Origin of the sequence: Desulfonema magnum, assembly GCF_017377395.1 — a bacterium.
Classification (GTDB): Bacteria; Desulfobacterota; Desulfobacteria; order Desulfobacterales; family 4be13; genus Desulfonema_C; species Desulfonema_C magnum.
In genome coordinates, this window is sequence record NZ_CP061800.1 from 4,258,754 (window position 1) to 4,281,173 (window position 22,420).

Annotated in this window: 1 protein-coding gene; it reads right to left on the minus strand. The window is 51.1% G+C overall.

What is annotated here, in order from left to right; genetic code table 11:
• Positions 1–20: 20 nt before the first annotated feature.
• Entirely contained in the window at positions 21–22,274 is a 22,254-nt protein-coding gene (locus dnm_RS16420; RefSeq protein WP_207677999.1) for an SdrD B-like domain-containing protein, read from the minus strand.
• Between the last annotated feature and the right edge of the window lie 146 nt (positions 22,275–22,420).

A 22,420-nucleotide genomic window follows, 5' to 3' on the forward strand; every position in this document is an offset into this window, starting at 1 on the left:
AAGGGGAAAAAGGGTTCTTCTTAAAATGGCTTCATCGGCAGACACTCGAGACAATCCGGAGATGCTGGCTGGTAAAAGCCGAAATTCACCCAGGGCGCTTCGTCAGCCCTCAGGCTAATGGCCCGGGTAACTACGCCGTGTCCGGGAATGAGATTTCCTGTGCTGTTGGAATATCCGTTCAGAACACTGTTATCATCGAAATTTGCAGGGACAGCCTGAACAATATATGCGCCTTCGCACAGATTATTGAATATATACCGGCCGAGTTCTCCGTCAAGCGTAACGCTGATTGCGGAATCCAGGAATTCATCTTTATCAGGCGTGTAATGACCGCTGCCGTCACTGTCTCGGTAAAGACTGAGCCTGACATGATCAATGCCGCTTTCGCTGTCGGGCTGATAAATACCATTCTCATCTGCATCATGCCAGACAATGCCGCCCAGAATGAGATCGCACGGATCAGCCGGAGGTTCATTCTGACAGAAACCAAAATCAGCAGTCAGGTTGGTGTCAGGATCAATGTCTCCGTCATTGACAGGTTCTCTGCCGCAGGTCAGCGTGACAGCTTTGGTAACGACACCGTGGCCGAACATGGGCGTGCCATTGTCGTCATTGTTAATGTCATTATCCGGGTCTGAATTCCCTGATGTGCTGAAGTAACCGGTAAGTACGCCATCCCCGTTAAAATTCGAGGTGTCTGTCCGCACAATGTAGTCTCCCTCACTCAGATTTTCAAAAAGGTAATGTCCGGGTTCGCCATTCAGCGTGAAACTGATCTCGGAACTTAGGAATTCGTCCGCATCAGGTGTGTAATTGCCGCTACCGTCGCTGTCCAGGTAAAGACTGATTTTCACATCATTGATACCGGATTCGCTGTCAGGCTGATACATGCCGTCTTTGTTGGCATCCTCCCATACCAGATTTCCCAGATCAAGATCGCATGAACCAGGGAGTATCCCATTTTGACAGAAACCAAAATCAGCAGTCAGATTGGTATTGGGATCAATGTCTCCGTCATTAACAGGCTCTCTGCCACAGGTCAGGGTGATGGCTTTGGTGACCACCCCATGACCGAACATGGAATCGCCATTGTCGTCGTTGTTGATATCATTGTCCGGGTCTGAATTCCCTGATGTGCTGAAGTAGCTGCTGAGTATGCTGTGTTCCTCAAAATTTGAGGAGTCAATCTGCACAATGTAATTGCCCTCGCTCAGATTTTGAAAAAGATAATGTCCGGGTTCGCCATTCAGTGTGAAACTGATTCCTGCGGTCAGGAATTCATCTGTATCCGGTGTGTAATCGCCGCTGTCGTCGCTGTCCCGGTAAAGACTGATTTTCACATCATTGATACCGACTTCATTTTCAGCCTGATAAATGCCGTCCTTGTTGGTATCCTCCCATATCAGATTACCCAGACTGAGCCTGCACGGACAGACCGGGGGATTGGTATCAGCGGAATCCTGATAAAACCCAAAATCCAGCGTCAGGTTGGTGTCGGAGTTTGTATCTCCGTCGTCAGCAGGTTCGCCCCCCGAGGTCAGCGTAATGGCTTTGCTGACAACGCCGTAACCAGACATGAAGATACCGTTGTCGTCAGTGTTGATGTCATTATCCGGGTCTGAAATTCCCACGGTTGTGGAATAACCTGCGAGAACATCCTCGAAGTTTTCAGGGAGGATTCTTATGATATAATCTCCGTCGCAGAGGTCTTCAAAAAGATAATGGCCGGATTCGCCGTTTTCGTTGATGAAACTGAGCGTGGTTTCCAGAAATTCATCTGTGCCGGGTGTATAATCCCCGCTGTTGTCGCTGTCCTGATAAAGATTGAGTCTTACGCCGTTGATACCGGATTCGCTGTCCGGCTGATATATGCCGTCCTTGTTGATATCGTGCCAGATGATGTTGCCCAAACTGACATGGCACGGACCAACTCCGATGCTCTGATAAAAACCGAAATCCAGGGTCAGATTGGTGTTGGAATCCGTGTCTCCGTCATCAACAGGTTCGCGCCCGGAGGTCAGCGTAACAGCTTTGCTCACCACACCGTATCCGGGCATGGAGATGCCGTTGTCGTCATTATTGATATCATTATCCGGGTCTGAAGTACCGGCCGCGCCGGAATAGCCGTTGAGAACACCGCTGTTCTCGAAATTTTCGGGAGTGATCTGAACAATGTAATGACCTGGGCACAGTTCCTCAAAAAGATAATGTCCGGCCTCACCGTAACGAGCGGAGGTGACGGTTGTTTTCAGGAACTCATCCGCACCGGGCGTGTAGTCTCCGCTTCTGTCGGTATCCCGATAAAGGCTGATTCGGACACCATCAACGCCAGTTTCGCTCTCTGGCTGATAAAGACCGTCATTATTCGTATCATACCAGACAATATCGCCCAGGGTAAGATCGCATGGACCGCCACGCCAGGCTGTTGAATCTCCTGATACACCGGTATTCGGATCATCAGTATAGACCGGGATCAGACCGGCCGCGGCCTCATCTCTCCAATCTCCGTTGCCATTCTGATCCCAGGTGGCCGAAGCCCGGTTTTCCACTTCATACACATCATCCGGGACCGAGGTATGATACCATATTTTAACCTGTCCGTCATTTCCGGCTATTTTCCCCTCCCAAACAATTTTGTCTGCAGCCTCATCATACCAGTATTCTCCGTAATCAGCGCCAAGAGAGTCCGGAACATAGGTGACACCGGGAGGAAGGGGATCCTCAACATGAACGAGCATCGCATCTGTGTTGCTGTCATTGATCCAGACCATTTCCCAATAAATTACCGGCCGGCTGCCCGAAGCTGTTTTATATGAAATCGGAGGATCAAAAGCAAGTGGCTCCCAGACAACAACGGCCACTGTGGGATCATCAGCAGTGGGAGTGGTCGGGTCATCTGTAGGTTCAGCAGGATATTCATTTGTTTCTATCCGTGCCTGACTCGGAATCGGGGTGTTGCTGGGCGTGCCATCTGCCACAATTACCTGAAACACGATGGTCGCGGTCTGGCCCGGGGCAAGATCGCCCACCTGAATTTCTATGCCTGTGTCATTTCCTCCGTTGCCTGTGATAACGCTTCCCTGGCTGTTGCTTATTGTACCGGGAATCAGCGTAATGTATCCCGCGGGCTGATCATAAAACATAATTCCGGTAGCATCTGTATCACCGGTATTTATAAGCGTAACCGTGTATTCCAAAATATCTCCCGGCTTAACAGAACCGCCGTTATAATCTGATACGCTCTTATACGCCTCGATATAGGGCGGTTCTCCGGCAGTGACAAGGGTTGTCGGATTACTGGTAAGCTGAATATCGCACGCGCCGTTAATGGCCGCCTGAGTGTAAATCATGGCATTCTGAGGCACTTCACTGTCTGTAACGACCTGGAAAGTAATCACTGCGACTTCACCCCGGTCAAGTTTTTCTATGGAAACACTCGGGGGATTTTCCCTGATTACAGTACCGTGAGTGCTTGTCAACGTGCCGGCTGTCAGATCGGTGTAAATTGGCACGTTGTCGGTAAAAATGATGTTTGTTGCCGGATCCGGGCTGTTATTTATGATGCTGATTTGATATTCGACACTATCACCGGGTTCCAGTTCTCCGCCATTTAAATCCAAGGCCCTTTCTGTCACATCCAGATTTGCATTGGAAGTGGCACCGCTCATGGGGCCGATCAGCGTGGGATCATTCAGCGCGGTGATCTCTAAAAAGTCCGTGGGTTCATCTGGGAAATTGGATGCGGTTGCCATTCCCTGATTGAGAATCCACAAGCATTGCGGGGCAGCCGCGTCAACCTGAGCCAGATATGTGATGGCAACACTCTCTTTCGGAGAAATATCGCCAATGGCTATCTGAATGGCAGCAGCTTCACTGTTGTTTCCGCTTATGACTGTTCCCCGGGTGGTTGTTACAAGTCCCGGAATAATTTTGGTGTGAGTGGCAGGCGTATCCGTATAAACAACACCGCTGGCTGTTGCTCTCCCGGCATTATAGATACTTACCGCATACCAGATCACATCACCGGGTTCCAGTGTTCCGCCATTTATATCACTCACATATTTGATGGTGTTGGCAATATCAGGAAGGGGAACGAACAGGCCCGCGTCCAGCGTCATATTGTGTTCATCAGGGGACAAGGTAACGATCTGAGTCCGGCCTGTTGCAGTGTCCGCATCGCTGTCCCAAGTATCGTCATCGCCCTGGTTCTGCGACGTGAATTCATAACCCTGAGGCGGGACAAATTGGACAAGATAATCTCCCGGAGCCAGGCTGGTGAAGAGATAAGAACCGGAGTTGTCCGTTATCGTGCTGGCGATCACCGCATTTGTCAGCGGATCAACAAGATTCACCGTGACGCCGGCGATGCCTGGTTCCTCAGCATCCTGAATCCCGTCCTCATCCTTATCATGCCACACAAAATCACCGAGGCTCGCAACGGCAAGCATTCCCGCGTCCAGCGTCATGTGGTGTTCTCCGGCCGAAAGCGTGATCACCTGAGTTCGGCCGGTTTCAGTATCAGCGTCGCTATCCAGAGCCTCATCATCTCCGTGATTCTGCGAAGTGAGTTCATAACCCGGAGGCGGTCCGAATTCAACAAGATAATCTCCCGCATCAAGTCCGGTGAAGAGATAAGAACCGGATCTGTCCGTCACCATGCTGGCAATAACTGTGTCTGTGGCCGGGTCAATAAGCTTCACCGTGACGCCGGCAATGCCGGGTTCATTCGCATCCTGAATCCCGTCCTGATTTGTGTCGTACCACACATAATCACCCAGAGAGGCCATGTTCGCACGATATCCAAAATCCACATTAAGATTATCCTCAACCTGGCCCATGAGGTCTGTAACCGAGTCCGGCGCATCGTCAAACTCAAGGAACGCTTTCGCATTCTCAGGCAGTGTGCTGATATCCGCTTCCACCCGATAATCACCCGGTGCCAGTCCGGTAAAGCGATAATTGCCATTTTCGTCTGTTTCCGTGACAGCAATGAGATGCCCGTCGCCGTCATAAAGGATTATCCTGACACCTTCCAATCCTTCTTCCTCTGAGGGCAGGCCGTCACCGTTCTCATCCAGCCATACCAGATTTCCCAGACTGATATTCAGCGGTCCGTACAACCCCGCGTCTGTATCCGTGACAGCATTCCCCGGAGTCAGACGAATAAGGCCGGTTTGTCCGGTTTTCGTGTCAGCGTCGCTGTCAAGAGCATTATTCTCACCTTTTCCCTTAGCAGTAAAACTGTAACCCGGGGGCAGTTCAAACGCCACCACATATTCGCCCGGGGCCAGACCTGAAAATTCATAAAAACCATCCGCATCGGTCTTTGTTGTCTCCAGCAAATTAATTCCTGCGGAGTCATAAAGATTCACCGTGACACCGGCAATGCCCGATTCATCCACATCCTGAATCCCGTTCTTATTGGTATCATACCACACAAAATCGCCAATACTCGCCAGCGGAAACATTCCCGCGTCCGCGGTCATGTTGTTCTCACCGGGCGAAAGAAAAATTGCGCCGGTTCGGCCTGTTTCCGGATCCGCATTGCTGTCGGATGTGTCATCTGTTCCCTGATGCTGCGGAGTGAACTCGTAACCCGGAGGCAGGAGAAATTCAACAGCATATTCACCTGGTGTCAGACCGGTAAACGTATAGAAGCCGGAATCATCAGTGACAGCCGTGGCGAGTATCGAATTTGTGAGCGGATCGAGCAGATTCACCGTGACACCGGCAATCCCCGATTCATTAGCGATATCCTGAATGCCGTCCTGATCTGCATCATACCACACATAATCACCAAGAGAGGCAATGTTCGGACGATATCCAAAATCCACATTAAGATTATCCTCAGACTGGCCCATGAGGTCCGTAACCGAGTCCGGCGCGTCATCAAGCTCCCGGAACGGTGTCACATCATCAGGCAATGTGCTGATATCCGCCTCCATCCGATAATCTCCCGGCGGCAGTCCGGTAAACGCATAATTGCCGTTTCCATCTGTTTCCACAACATCAATGAGATGCCCCTCGCCATCATAGAGGATTATTCTGACACCTGGCAAGCCTTCATTCTCTGACGGAATGCCATTGCCGTTCTCATCCAGCCATACCAGATTTCCGAGACTGATGGCAGGCGGCCCGTACAGCCCAGCGTCTATATTCGTGACAGCATCTCCTGAATTCAGACGAATCGGAACTGTCCGACCTGTTTCTGTGTCAGCGTCGCTGTCCAGAGCATTGTTCCCGCCCTGTGCCTGAGCAGTAAAGCTGTAATCTGAGGGGGACTCAAACCCCACGACATACTCGCCCGGAGCCAGACCTGTAAACGCATAAAAACCATTCGCGTCCGTGCGGGTCGAAGCCAGTAAAACGGTTCCTGCGGCGTCATACAGATTCACTGTCACACCGGCAATCCCAGATTCATCATCATCCTGAATGCCGTCCTGATCTGCGTCATACCACACAAAATCGCCGAGACTTGCGGGGATGATATTTGGAATAAATATCCCCGCGTCTATATAAATATTATTCTCACCAGCAGAGAGAGCGATTATTTTGGTTTGTCCGGTTTCCGCGTCCGCATCGCTGTCTGAAATATTATTTTTCCCCTGATTCTGCGAGGTGAACTTATAGCCCGGAGGCAATTCAAATTCCACCCGATAATCTTGTTCGACTGAGCTTACGCGGGATCCCGGAGCCAGCCCTGTAAATTCATAAAATCCGGAGCGGTTTGTGATGGTGGAGGCGATCACCATGCCTGTATTCGCATCAATGAGATTTACCGTTATACCCGCGACGCCAACTTCTTCCGGATTCTGAAAGCCATTTTGGTTTGTATCGTACCATACATAATTGCCGAGGCTTGCAGGCGCAATATTCGGAATGTACATGCCCGCATCTGCCCGCATGTTGTCCTCACCTGGCAAAAGGACAATCGCCTCTGTCCGGCCGGTGGCTGTGTCCGCGTCGCTGTCAAATGTATCCTGCAAAAGACCTGTTCCTTTGTCCGGGGAACTGAAAACATACTCCTCCGAAGGGCGTACAAACTCAACCGCGTAAATGCCCACTGGCAAATCCGCAAACAGATAAAAACCAGAACCGTCTGTGAGTGTCTCGTCAAGGATTTCATTGCTGGCCGCATCAAGGAGTCTCACCGTCACACCGGCAATTCCCGCTTCATCCGCATCCTGGATACCGTCATGGTCTGAGTCATACCACACATAATCCCCGATACTTGCAGGCTGTTCATCCCACATAAACATCCCAGCGTCCGCGTCCGCATTATTCTCACCTTCGGACAACGTGATGATGGCAGTCTCACCTGTTCCCGTATCAGCGTCACTGTTCAGCGCATCATCTGCATCCTGATTTTGCAACGTAAAGCCGTGTCCCGGAGGCAGATCAAATTTTACCACATAATTCCCCGGAGCCAGTCCTTCAAATTCATAGAACCCGCCCGCATTGGTAATGGCTGTGCTGAGTAGATTTCCCGCACTGTCGTAAAGTTTTACGGTCACACCGGAAAGCCCTGGTTCATTCTCATCCTGGATGCCGTCTATGTCTGTGTCATACCAGACAAAATCCCCGAGGCTGGCAGGAGGAGTATCAGAAATGAACAGCCCCGCGTCCAGCGTTAAATTATCTTCGCCTGTGGAAATGCTGATGGTATCTGTTCTTCCCGTTGTAGTATCGGCATCGCTGTCCGCTGCATCGTCATTGCCCTGGTTCTGCGGTGCAAAATCATAACTCGGCGGCAACTCAAATTCCACAAGATAATCCCCCGGAGCCAGTCCTGTAAATTCATAAAAACCCGAGCCATTTGTGATGGCTGTGGAAATCACCTCATCCGTAGCCGGATCAGTCAGATTCAATGTTACTCCGGCAACACCTGATTCACCTGCCTCCCGGATGCCGTTCTGATTTTCGTCATACCAGACAAAATTGCCGAGGCTCCCGAGTTCTGTTTCCGGGATAAACATGCCTGCATCGGCCCGCGTATGGCTTTCACCGGCAGAGAGAGATATAATTTCGGTCCGGCCTGTTATGACATCCGCATCACTGTCCAGAACATCTTGTAAGGGACCGCTTCCCGCGTCCGACGAAGTGAATTCATAAGCATCTGACGGCGGAGAAAATTCAACAATATAATCGCCTGGCAGCAGATCTGTAAACACATAAAAACCGGAGCCATTGGTAATCGTGGTGGCGATGACTTCCTGTGTAAGCGGATGGATGAGATTCACGGTCACACCGGCAATGCCTGGCTCATCTGTATCCTGGATACCGTCCTGATCAATATCATACCAGACAAAATCTCCGAGGTCGCACAGAATTGGCTGATACCCAAAATCCAGATTCAGGTTGTCCTCGGACTGGTCAATAATATCCGTGACTGAATCCGGCACAGGGTCAAACTCCTCTGTCGCTAACACACCGTCAGGCAATGTATCAGTATCCACCTCGACGCGGTAATCTCCCGGGGGCAGACCAGAGAAACGATAGTTGCCGTTCTCATCTGTTGCCGTGGTGCCGCGGACATTTCCATCGCGGTCATACAGCACCAACCTCACACCGGGAATTCCTTCTCCTTCAGACACTACGCCGTTACCATCCGTATCCAGCCATACCAAGTCTCCCAGCGTCACGGAATTGGGCGCGTACAAGCCAGCGTCCACATTTGTGACCGTATCGCCAGCGGAAAGACTGACAAGATCAGTTCTGCCTGTGTCCGGGTTTGCGTCACTGTCCAGCTCGTCATTTTCTCCGTGGTTCTGCGGCGTAAAATAATGGCCGGAAGGCGGTATAAATTCAACCCTGTAATCCCCCGGAGCCAGCCCCGCGAACTCATAAAAACCGTAAGCATCCGTGGTGGTGGTATCGAGGATATTCTCGCCTGTGCTGTCATACAAATTCACTGTCACACCGGGAAGACCGTCCTCTTTCTCATCCTGAACCCCGTCTCTGTCTCTGTCATACCAGACAAAATCACCGATGCTGGCAGGCTGAGTATTGGGAATAAACATGCCCGCATCAATGGTCATATTGTTCTCACCGGATAACAGCGTGACGGTCTGACTTCGCCCGGTGTCGGTATCCGCATCACTGTCCGAGGCATCATCCGTCTCCTGATTCTGCGAAGTAAATTCATAACCCGGGGGCAGCTTAAATTTTACCACATAATCACCCGGGGGCAGCCCGGTAAATTCGTAGAAACCATCGCCATCTGTGATACTTTCGGCGATGAGTTCGTTTGTCACAGGATCACGCAATTTTACTGTGACACCGGCAATGCCGCGTTCCTCCGCGTCCTGGATCCCGTCCTCATCAGCGTCATACCACACAAAATCGCCAATGCTGGCAGGCTCGGTATTTGGAATGAACATGCCCGCATCTGCCCGCATTTCTCTTTCACCCGGGGACAAGGTGATCACGTCGGTCTGACCTGTGAGAACATCCGCATCACTGTCAAACGCGTCCTGCAACAGGCCTTCACCTATGTTCCGAGCGGTGAACATATAGGCATCCGAAGGCAGCACAAAGTCAACAATATAGTCTCCCGGGGGCAGGTCTGCAAACTCGTAAAATCCTGAACCATCTGTGTTTGTCGAGGCAATGAGGTCGCCTGTAAGCGGGTCTCTTAATTTGACTTTCACACCGGCAATGCCTGACTCATCCGCATCCTGAATCCCGTCCTGGTCTGTGTCATACCACACATAATCTCCGAGGGACGCGTTTTCTGTCTGATAGCCAAAATCCACGTCAACATTGTCAATGATCTGGTCAATGACATCTGTGGCCGAATCTGGCACGCCGTCAGGGTCGAAGAAAGGCTTCGCACCCTGGGGCAAAGTCGCTGTATCCACCTCCGCACGATAATCTCCGGGCGGAAGATTCGGAAAACGGTAATTGCCGTTTGTGTCTGTTATTGTGGTTCCAAGCACATTCCCATCCCGGTCATACAGAAGCACCGTCACACCGGGCAGCCCCTCATCTTCGGAAGGTACGCCGTCGTTATTCGCATCCAGCCATACCAAATCTCCTAATGTGACGGAGGAAAGCGAATGCAGCCCCGCGTCCGCATCCCTGACAGCATCTCCCGCATTCAGAGAAATGACATGGGTTTGCCCGGTTGCCATGTTCGCATCACTGTCCAGATTGTCATTATCTCCCTGATTCTGGGCACTGAATCTGTAATTCCAGGGCCGTTCAAATTCCACCATATAGTCGCCCGGAGGCAGACCTTCAAATATATAGAACCCATTGGTATCTGTCTGGGTTGTTCCCAGCAGGGTCGTTCCTGCGGCGTCATACAGTTTTACCGTTACGCCGGAAACACCCGGCTCACCTGCATCCTGAATGCCGTCGTCATTGGCATCATACCACACAAAATCGCCGATGCTTGCAGGCGGAGTGTCAGGAATGAACATTCCCGCGTCCGCGTCCATGTGGTTCTCACCAGATGAAAGAGAAATAGTGTCGGTTTTGCCTGTGGCATCATCCGCGTCACTATCTGACGTATCATCGTCACCCTGGTTCTGCGGACTGAAACTGTATCCCGGAGGCAGCTTAAATTTGACGATATAATCATTTGGAGGCAATCCTGTAAAATTATAAAAACCGGAACCATCAGTCGTTGTTGTGGCGATGACTTCGTTTGTTATGGGATCACGCAGTTTTACCGTGACACCGGTGATTCCCTGTTCATTCGCGTCCTGAATGCCGTCATGATTCTCGTCATACCACACAAAATCCCCGAGGCTCGCAGGCTCGCTAGCAGGAAGGAACATGCCCGCGTCCGCCCGCATATTGTTCTCACCCGCTGAAAGGGCTATTATTTCAGTCCGGCCTGTGCTGACATCCGCGTCACTGTCAAACGCGTCCTGTAACGAATCGCTTTCCGCGTTCTGTGACGTAAATACATAAGCATCCGAGGGCTTAACAAACTCGACAATGTAATTTCCAGGAGCCAGGTCCGTAAATTCATAGAAACCGTTTCCGTCTGTGTTTGTTCTGGCGATAATGTCGCCTGTGACCGGATCAATCAGTTTCACTTTCACTCCGGCAATGCCTGATTCCTCGGCATCCTGAACGCCGTCCTCATTTGCGTCGAGCCACACAAAATCGCCAAGAGAAGCTGTGGCATTCCGATAGCCAAAATCCGCGTCAAAGTTATCCGCAGACTGGTCCGTCAGATCGGTAACTGAATCCGGAACACCGTCAGACTCTGAGAAAGGTTCCAGACCCTCTGGCAGTGTGGCAGTGTCCACCTCTACGCGATAATCACCCGGAGGCAGATCATCAAAGCCATAAATGCCGTTTTCATCTGTTTCTGTAGTCTCAAGGATGCCTCCCTCATCATCGTACAGCGTTACGGAAACACCGGACAAGCCTTCGCCCGGAGATGGCGCACCGTCATTGTTCGTGTCCAGCCATACTAAATCTCCCAGCGTGATGGGCTGTTCCGCGTCCCGCACAGATAATCCGGCATCTGTGCCTGTATTGTTCTCACCCGGAGAAAGGGAAATGGTCTCTGTCTGGCCTGTTGTCGTATTCGCGTCACTGTCCAGTGTGTCATCATTTCCCTGATTAAGCGGTGTAAAGCTGTATCCCGGGGGCGGATTAAACTGAACCACATAATTTATCGGGGGCAGACCTGTAAACGCATAAAAACCAGAATCATCTGTGGTCATTGTGGCAATCAGCTCTCCTGTAACCGGGTTTCGTAATTCCGCGTCCACACCGGGAATTCCGGACTCATTCGCATCCTGAATACCGTCCTGATCCGCGTCGTGCCACACATAATCACCGATGCTCGCCGGAGGTGTATCCGGTATAAACATTCCTGCATCGAGCGTTACATTGTTCTCTCCTGATGAAAGCGTGACCGTCTGACTCCGCCCTGTGTCAGTATCAGCGTCACTGTCCAGTGCGTCATCACCGCCCTGATTCTGCGAAGTAAAATCATATCCGTCCGGCGGATCAAATTCCACAGCATACTCTCCGGGAGGCAATCCGGTAAATTCATAGAAACCAATGCCGTTTGTGCGCGTGGTTCCGATCACGGTGTTTGTCGCGGGATCAAGCAGATTCACCGTGACACCTGCAATTCCCGGCTCGTCAGCGTCCTGAATTCCGTCCTGATCTGAGTCGTACCATACATAATCACCGAGGCTTGCCGGTTCTGTTTCCCGAATAAATATACCCGCGTCCATCTGTATGTTTCGCTCACCTTCGGAAAGCGTGATGATTTCAGTGCGGCCGGTGATCATGTCCGCGTCGCTGTCAAACGCATCCTGTAATGCGCCCACACCTGCGTCCTGAAACGTGAATGCGTAGTTCTCAGATGGCGGAACAAATTCAACGAGATAATCACCCGGAGAGAGATCGGTAAATTCGTAAAAACCTGAACCATCTGTCATCATGGTGTTGATAACCTCGTCTGAAACCGGATCAATGAGATTTACCGTGACACCGGAAACACCGGACTCATCCGCATCCTGGATGCCGTTCCGGTCTGAGTCATACCAGACATAATCACCAAGCGATGCCCTTGCGATATAATAGCCAAAATCAACATCAAGATTATCCTCGGACTGGTCAGTGAGCGTTGTTGCTGAATCCGGAACGCCGTCAACGTCCGAGAAGGGGCTTACACCATCCGGCAATGTATTGCTATCTATCTCCACCCGATAATCTCCCGGGGGCAGATACTCAAATCTGTAGTGACCGTTTTCATCTGTTGTCGTGTCAGAGAGCTTATTTCCATTGCCGTCATAAAGTATTACTGTTACTCCGGCCAGCCCTTCGCCTGAAGACATCTCGCCGTCTCTGTTTGCATCCAGCCACACCAAATCTCCCAGTGTAACAGGTGTTGGCACATAGAGACCTGCATCCACATCTCTGACAGAATCCCCGGCAGCAACACTGATGATATCGGTCTGCCCCGTGACGGTATTTGCATCACTGTCCCGCCGACCATCCTCATGCTGGTGTTGCGAAGTAAACTCGTAGCCCGGGCGCGGATTAAATTTGATGACATAGTCTCCCGGGGGCAAATCCGTGAACTCATAAAATCCCTCAGCGTCGGTTACGGTTGTGAGCAATAACGTGGTTCCCGCTGCGTCATACAGATTCACCACGACATTGGGAATCCCTGTCTCCTCTGCCTCCTGAACACCGTCCTGATTTGCGTCTTGCCATACAAAATTACCAATGCTTGCGGACGGAATGAACATGCCAGCGTCTGTTTCTGTGTTGTTTTCACCTGATAAAAGGGTAATGGTTCCGGTTTCTCCTGTGACGGTGTTCGCGTCGCTGTCCAGAGATTCATCTCCGCCCTGGTTCTGCGGGGTGAAATCGTAACCCGGAGGTAAGTCAAATTTTATGGCATAATCACCCGGAGCCAGACCGGTGAAATGGTAAAATCCGGAGTCATCTGTGGTGGTCTGGGTAATCACTTCTCCTGTCAGGGAATTGAGAAGGCTTACCTCCGCATTGCCAATGCCCGATTCGCCAGTATCCTGAACCCCGTCCTGATTTACGTCATACCAAACAAAATCACCGAGGCTCGCAGGTTCCGCATTTGGCATGAACATTCCCGCGTCCAGGGTCATGTTATTCTCACCTGGTAAAAGCGTGACCGTTTCAGTTTCCCCTGTGCCGATGTTTGCGTCACTGTCAGCGGAGTCATCATCTCCCTGATTTTGTGAGGTGAATTCAAACCCCTCCGGCAGTTCAAATTCTACGGAATAATCCGAGGGTATCAGATCCGTAAATTGATAAAATCCGGAACCGTCCGTGGTCTTCGTCGCTATCAGATTTTTCCCGCCATCATATAAATTCACCTTTACACCCGCGATTCCCGGTTCATCATTGTTCCGGATGCCGTCCTGATTTGCATCATACCACACAACATCACCGAGGCTTGCGAGGGCAGGAACATATATCCCCGCGTCCAGCGTCATGTTGTTCTCACCTGGTGAAAGGGTAACGGTTTCGGTTCGGCCTGTTGCGGAGTCAGCATCGCTGTCCAATGCGTCATCATTGCCCTGATTTTGTGAAGTGAACTCATAATGTTCCGGCAGCTCGAATTCCAGCAGATAATCTCCCGGAGTAAGCTCGTCAAATACATAAAACCCCGTGTCGTTTGTGGTGGTATTGGCAATTACGTCTCCCGAATCAGGATCAATCAGGTTCACCGTCACGCGAGAAATGCCTTGTTCATCCGGGTCCTGAACACCATTCTGGTTTGCGTCATACCAGACAAAATCACCCAGGGTCGCAGGCTCGGAAAAGAACAGACCTGCATCCACCGTCATGTTGTTCTCAGCCGGAGAGAGTGTAATGGTTTCGGTCCTGCCGGTTTCGGTATCTGCATTGCTGTCCAGCGAATTATCATCGCCCTGTTTCTTTGAAGTGAATTCGTAAGCCGATCCTGGTTCAAATTCAACAACATAGTCACCGGGGAGCAGGTCTGTAAAAACGTAAAATCCTGAATCGTCGGTGGTGGTCGTGCTAATCACAGTGTTTGTTGCCGGATCAATCAGGCTCACGGTTATGCCGGAAATACCGGGTTCATCAGAATTCTGAATGCCATCCTCATCATTGTCAAGCCACACATAATCACCAAGAGATGCCCTGACCCACTGGTACGAGAAATCCGTGTCAAGGTTATCCGAAGTCTGGTCAACAAGGTCTGTAACAGAGTCCTGAACATCGTCAGGATCGGAGAAAAGCTCAGTGCCTTCGGGCAAAGTGGCTGTATCCACTTCTATCCGGTAGTCCCCCGGAGGCAATTCTGCGAACTGATAATGGCCGTCCTCATTGGTTGTTGCCGTGGAAATGAGGCGTCCTTCTCCGTCATAAAGCGTTAGTGTCACTCCGGCAACACCTTCGCCCTCAGAGAGCGTACCGTCTCCGTTTGTATCCAGCCACACCGTATCTCCCAGCGTAATGGAATCTGACGCGTACAACCCCGCGTCCGCATCTGTCACAGACTCGCCTGCGTCCGCACTCACCAGATGGGTTCGTCCTGTGGCTGTGTCCGCGTCGCTGTCCAATGCGTTATCCCCGCCCTGACTTTGGGACGTAAAGTTGTAACCCGAGGGCTGTTCAAATTCCACGATGTAATCACCGGGCGGCAGACCGGCGAATTCATAGAATCCGTTTGCATCTGTAATGGCCTGGCCTATTTTTGAAGTGCCGGTGCTGTCGTACAGATTCACCGTGACATCAGATATCGGCGGCTCGTCACTGTCCTGCACGCCATCCTGATCCGCGTCGTACCAAACAAAATCACCGATGTTCGCAGGTTCCGTATCTGGAATAAAGATACCGGCATCCACTGTCATGTTGTTCTCATCTGCGGAAAGGGAGATGGTTTTTGTCCGTCCTGTCAAAGTGTCCGAGTCACTGTCCAGGGCATCATCTCCGCCCTGATTCTGCGGAGTGAACTCGTATGGATCAGGGAGTTGAAATTCCACAACATAGTCGCCCGGCGTCAAATTCGGGAAAACATAGAAACCAGAGCCGTTTGTGGTGGTGGTTCCAATCACCGTGTCCGTGGCGGCATTGATCAGGTTCACCGTGACCCCGACAACCCCCGACTCATCCGCGTCCTGAACCCCGTCATGGTCTGTGTCATACCAAACAAAATCACCGAGGCTCACCGGCTCGTTATCCGGCATAAACAGACCTGCATCGGCTGTCATGTTGTGTTCGCCTGCGGAAAGGGCAATGGTCCCGGTTCGGCCTGTGGCCTCATCCGCATCGCTGTCAAACGCGTCCTGCAAGGGGCCGGTTCCCTGGTTAGGAGAAGTGAACACATATTCGTCTGAGGGCGGTTCAAATTCCACGATATAATTCCCTGCCACCAAATTTGTAAATTCATAGAAACCGGAAGTGTCTGTGCTGGTTGCTGCGATGACGGTGTTGGTATCCGCATCCGTCAGTTTCACCGCCACACCGGAAACAGGTGATTCGCCCACATTCTGGATCCCGTCCTGATTTGCATCATACCAGACATAGTCCCCGAGAGAAGCAGTGCTGTCTCGGTAGCTAAAATCAGCGTCATTGTAGTCCTCGCCCTCTGCGAGGGTCACATCATGAGGTTCTGTGCCGCGAGTCGGTGTATAGCCGGTCAGCACGCCGTTGGTGTCAGTGACATTTACCAAATAATCGCCGGAGGGCAGTCCGATGAAATCATATGCGCCGTTGGTGTCAGTGGTCTGGACGCTGATAAGCGTATCCTCGGCATCAGTCACCCCGTCGTTGTTGTTGTCCCGGTATAATTCAATTGTGACGTTTGGAATTCCATTTTCTCCGTCATCCTGAACGCCGTCGCCATTCAGATCATGCCACACAACATCGCCGATGGAGGCATCGCCGCCATAATATCCGAAGTCCGCGTCATTGTAATCCTGTCCGTCCGCCAAAGTGACATCATGAGGATCCGTGCCACCGGTCAGAGTGTAGTCAGCCAGCACGCCGCTGGTGTCGGTCACATCCACGAGATAGTCGCCCGGAAGCAATCCCATGAAATCATACCCGCCGTTGGTATCGGTGGTCTGAACGCTGATAAGCGTGTCATTGCTGTCAATCACTCCGTCGTTGTTGTTGTCCTGGTATAATTCAACGGTAACATTTGGAATTCCGCTTTCTCCGTCATCCTGAACGCCGTCTCCATTCAGATCATGCCACACAACATCGCCAATGGAAGCGTCTCCGCCATAATATCCAAAATCAGCGTCTTTGTAGTCCTGATCAGTCGCCAGAGTAACATCATGAGGATCATCGCCGCCAGTGCGGGTGTATCCGTCAAGCACGCCGTTGGTGTCTGTGACATCTGCCAGATAGTCTCCCGAAGGCAGACCAACAAATTCATAGGCTCCGTTGGTATCCGTGGTCTGAGTTCCGATAAGCGTATCGCCACTGTCAACCACACCGTTATTGTTGTTGTCACGATACAGGTCAACAGTGACGTTTGGGATGCCAGTTTCGCTGCCGCTGTCCCGGATACCATCGCCATTCAGGTCACGCCATACAACATCGCCGATGGAAGCCTCGCCGCCATAATACCCAAAATCAGCGTCCTGGTAATTCTGATCGGTCGCCAGAGTGATATCATGAGGATCATCGCCGCGGGTGCGGGTGTAATCGGTGAGTACGCCATGAGTATCCGTGACGTCCGCGAGATAATTTCCGCCAGGCAGGCTGGTAAAGAGATAAGCCCCGTTGGTGTCAGTGGTCTGGGTTCCGATAAGCGTGTCGCCGCCATCAACCACACCGTCATTATTGTTGTCGCGGTATAAATCAACTGTCACGTTTCCAATTCCGCTTTCTCCCGCGTCCTGAACACCGTCACCGTTGAGATCATGCCATACAAAGTCGCCGATGGAGGCTTCAGGCTCACGATAGCCAAAATCTGCATCTGAATACGCATCACTTAAAGCCACGGTGATCGGTGATGTGGGGTCGGTGCCGCTGGTCAGAATGTAGCTGTTTAACGCATTGTCGGTGTCGGTGACATCAACAATGTATTCACCCGGTAAAACAGTCGTGAAAAGATAGGAACCGTTTTCATCTGTGGTGGCAGTGGCTTCCGGCACATCGTCAGCCGTGCCAAAGGTATCGTCAGGTCCCGCGCTGAGAAGATTCAGAGTGACCCCGGCAATGCCTGGTTCATCAGTATCCCGAACCCCGTCCCCGTTCTTGTCATTCCAGATCAAATCGCCGATGACAGCCTGTTTTTGATAGCCAAAATCAGCCTCCTGATAGTGTTGGCTTGCGGTGAGTGTCACTGTCAGGGGAATGTTTTCAGTGGTCTGTTTGTAACTCATTGGCAGCGTACTGGTATCCACTGCCACGGTGTGACTGCCTTCAGACAGTCCGCTAATATTGTACGCACCGGACCCATTTGTGGTGGCAAAGCCCTCTTCAGGATCACGGATTCCGTCGTTATCCTGATCAATAAACACGATGACACCGGAAAGACCAGGTTCCCCGGGATCCTGATTGCCGTCGCCGTTCAGGTCATCCCATACAACGTCGCCGATACTGGCACTCCCGGGATCTCTGTAGCCGAAATCCGCAGCATTGTAGTCCTGGGCCGCATGGATACGCACTGACAGGGGGTTGTTATTGGTCGTCAGGGTATAGCCTGCGGGTGCAGTACTGCTGTCCACCCTTACGATGTAGGAGCCTCCTGCCAATCCTCTGAAATCATAAGCTCCGGAACTGTTCGTGGTGGTGGCAGGCTCCCCCCCGTCCTGAGCCCCGTTGTTGTTCAGATCGAGCCAGACCGTCACGCCGGACAGACCCGGTTCCCCGCTGTCCTGAACCCCGTTGCCGTTCAGATCCTTCCATACCCGGTCTCCGATGCTCGCTGTTCGCGGGTCTCTGTAACCGTCTTTACCCGCGTCAACTGTGCTGTTGGCTGTCACATTGACGGACGTGGGATCAGAACCTGCTGTCTGAACGTAGCCCACAGGTAATGTTGATTCGACCACATCAGCAGTCACGCTGCCCACGGGAACAACTGCCGCGTAATCGCCATTGCCGTTGGTTCTGACCGTTCGAACGCCGCCCTGACTGTCGCTGATGGTCACGCTCACTCCGCTCAGACCAGGTTCGCCGGCATCTTGTGTGCCATTGCCGTTGCTGTCTATAAAGAGGCGGCCGGTGACAGTGCCTTGCTTTCGATAGCCAAAATCAGCATTTTCATAAGTCTGGTTCACGCCCAGGGGGATGCTTGTGCTGCCGCTGACCAGGGTGTAGTCGTCAAAGTCTGATATGCTGGTTATTTCTGCGCGATAACTGACCGCGGCCAGACCGGTAAACGCGCTATAAATACCCTCACTGTCTGTTGTCCGGGTGCCGATCTCAATGTCCGTACCGCTGTCGTACTCGCCATTATTGTTGAGGTCACGGTAGAGCCGGATGGTGGCATTCTCAAATCCGGATTCTCCGTCATCCTTTACTCCGTTCGCATTCAGGTCTTCCCATATGAGATCGGAAATACTGGACGTATGCGGATCTGTATAACGGAAGTCAGCATCGTCATGGTCATCACCAACGTCTAAGGTTACAGATATGGGATTCGTGGTTTGAGATATGTAACCCTCCGGAACCGTATCGCTATCCACTCTTACTTTATAGGTATCCGGCGATGTGATTAAAAAGTCATAGTAGCCGGAAGCGTCGGTGGCGGTGGAAGGCTCGTCAGGGTCCCGGATGCCGTCCTCATTCAGATCAAGGTAAACGACCACGCCAGACAGACCGATATCAGTATCATCCTGAGTGTTATTCGCGTCCAGATCAACCCAGACACGGTCCCCAAGATGGATTTGCGGAACCAGGCCCATGTCCCATGTTTCGTCAAATTCCCCCGAATCCAAGGTTGTGAAAGGCATCACACCGGTACTCGGGTCAGCATCAGAATCCTTATCATCATCGCCTGCGTCTCTGGGAGAGATGATATAATCTGCTGGCGGATAAAATTTGGCATAATAATCCCCGGGTGCCAGCCCGGGAAACAGGTAAAAACCGGGATCTCCGTTGAAATCCCTGGCAGTGAAAGCTGTGTAAACCGGATCGGAAACACCTTGCTGGTAAAGTTCCACCTTTACCCCGCTGATGCCGTTTTCGCCATCGTCCTGGATGCCGTTTGCATTTGTATCCATCCAGACATAATTACCGTAACTTGCAGTTGTCGGATCCGGGTTACCGATTTTAATCCCGACCTTAAATGGCTCCGCAGGCAGAAGAAAAGAACCGCTGCTCACTGATTTTGCCTTGAATCCGAAAGAGTTCCACGCTACATAATCTTTGGGGGTGCCAATGGGGGCACGCATGGGCCAACTGAGTTCAATGGATGCCAGCGGGTCAAGCACCAATGTATCACCAAAATCTATTTTAAGAGACTGCACCTGAGTGATGTCATCCGGCGTAGTTTCTGACCAATTGGGCGGGGAACAGCCGGCTGCCCCTGATGGCCTGATTCCGTCGGCAGTACGGCAGGGATTGCCTTCAACACTGTAATAAACTTTAGCACCCGCGGGTACTGTCACCGGTCCCATGAGCTGTGGCTGCCATTCACTGGCTCTGCTTTCTGCAACAGTGACGCCAGTGTCACCGATAAAAGGCAGAATATCAATCAGCATCACCTCAGTCATCTTGACGTTGCCTGTATTGGTGATGGTTACCCGATAATCCGCAGTGCCGCCAGGTATGGTATTCCCCTTGTCAGGGTATTTGTGCCATACATCATCCAACTGGCCTTTGACGGTTTTGACCGAATCCATCTGAGCGACCTCGTTCACTTTGACCGTGCGATTTTGGGAAAGACATACATTTTCCTCTTTGTCACCATCATCGTCTATGTCATCCTCATCCGCGGCTGAAGACACACAGTTGTAAAACTGAACATTGTCGCCGGTCCAACCAGCAAAACCGGCCTTGTTGCCAAAGTTCATGCCCGAGGTCCCGGGTTTGACTTTAACCTCAAACTCAATATACATATATTCCTGAGGTTCTAAATCATAGGCAGAAGACTCTTCCCATCGCCAGCGCAGCAATGTTCGTCCTGTCCCCTTGTAGTCATCCACTTGTTCAAAAATAGGAGCAGGGGCAACAGGATCCGTGGCATCTGTATTCCCCTTATCAAATGACCAGGAAACATACTCCAAATGCTCTTCCAACAGGTCTGCAACAACCGGGTTTACCAGGTTTGCCTGTTCTATGCCGGAACTGAAGCGGTTTTCCACCTTGAGTCTGTATGTGACGGAGTTTCCCGGATTGACAGAACTGCCGCTGGTGACCTCTTTTTCAATACGGGGTCTGGCATAGGGTTGAACGATTGTTGTATCTTTCGTGGAGTCAAGAGGATAAGTGGTACTGTCATGTTTATAAGTGGCGTTACCTGTATTCTTGATTACATCACCCACATCCACCGAATCGCCGTTACGATCATTTGCCAGTACGGTGGCAGTGAAACCACTGTTGCTGTTGGTGTCAGTGAAACCAATGGGTAGCTTTATCCATGTGGCGCCGTTGTAACCGTACTGCCATTGCAATTCCGTAATATATTCCCCGGCACCTAGCCCCATGGTTGATACATCCACGTCTTTATAAGGAGGAGCTAAAGCAGGACTGAGTCCCGGCACAAGTGTCCATGTGCTCTTTAAATTTGTCTTGTAACTGACGAATATGGGAAAGTCAGTGCCAGCGGGCTGGTTTGTTCTGCCTGCACGGATAGTTGTCACCTCAATTTCAATGGGAATGGTATCTGTGACGGTAAATTCTTCCAGAGGCACATTGCCGGTGTTATCTATATTAAAATAGTAATTCACCGCTTCCCCTATCATTGCATTTGAGGTTCCTTCCTTTTTAAAACCCGCTCCCGGGGTCGGAGTTTCCAGTGTAATGCTCTCCGGATCCGTGGGGATGACTTCGTCTGTTTCTCCAACAGGCGTACCTCTGATCATTGCTGTATTTTCAACTGTATCACCAGCATGAAAGCTATCTGAGGGATAACGGACAGTAACAGTGCGTCTGGTACATACTTCATTTTTATTAACCGTGTGAACTGGCAATAACCAAGTCACTTCACCAGTGCCTGAATCATAGGTTCCGCTGTCGCTGGCACTGACAAATTCAGCATTTGCCGGCAGGGTATCCACCATCGTGATATTGGTCAGGTTCAATCCGCCGATGTCACCATTGCTGGGAGGATTGCAGACTTCGACATGATAAATTGTGTCTTCGCCAACAGCACCGCCCGCTTTCTTGTATTTCTTAGCAACCATTTTGTTCGCTGCTGTGGCTGTAATTAAGGGCGCAGTACCGCTGGCCGGATCAGAGTTATCCGCGTCTATTGTGGCGATATTCGTAAATTGCGTGTCATTCGGGGTGGTGCCCGGCGCAAACTTGACCTTCAGTCTCACCTCACCGCTGGAGCCGGCCGGCAAAGGGTTTATGAAGTTCCAGGTAACCGTCCTTGTGTCCGCGTCATAACTCACATTCTCAATATGAGTAGTGTCAATTGTGCTGTCATAGAGCAATTCTGATGGCAGCACATCTGTGATAACGACATTCTGTCCATTTTCTGTTGTGCTGGACCAGCGGTACTGTAAAACATAGGTAAAAATATCTCCCGACTCCACCACCTTGTCAGAAACACCCTCCACGGTTTTAATGAGTTCCAGGTACTGCGCCCGGGCAAGCGGTCCTGTTATAAAGACTGACAACAGAATGAGTATTATGATAACACTTTTTTTCATATTTATTCTCCTTTAATTTTATCTACAAAAAAAATTAGGATATTTAAAAAATCTCTTTGTTTTCCCATTGCTGAAACATGTCGTTTCGGTGAGATTACCAGGGAGTTTTATAATTTTATGTATGATCTTTTTATGCTAATAAGAAT

Excerpts from the sequence above, each read along its gene's own strand:
- dnm_RS16420 (WP_207677999.1), bottom strand. The coding sequence starts at position 22,274 with ATGAAAAAAAGTGTTATCATAATACTCATTCTGTTGTCAGTCTTTATA.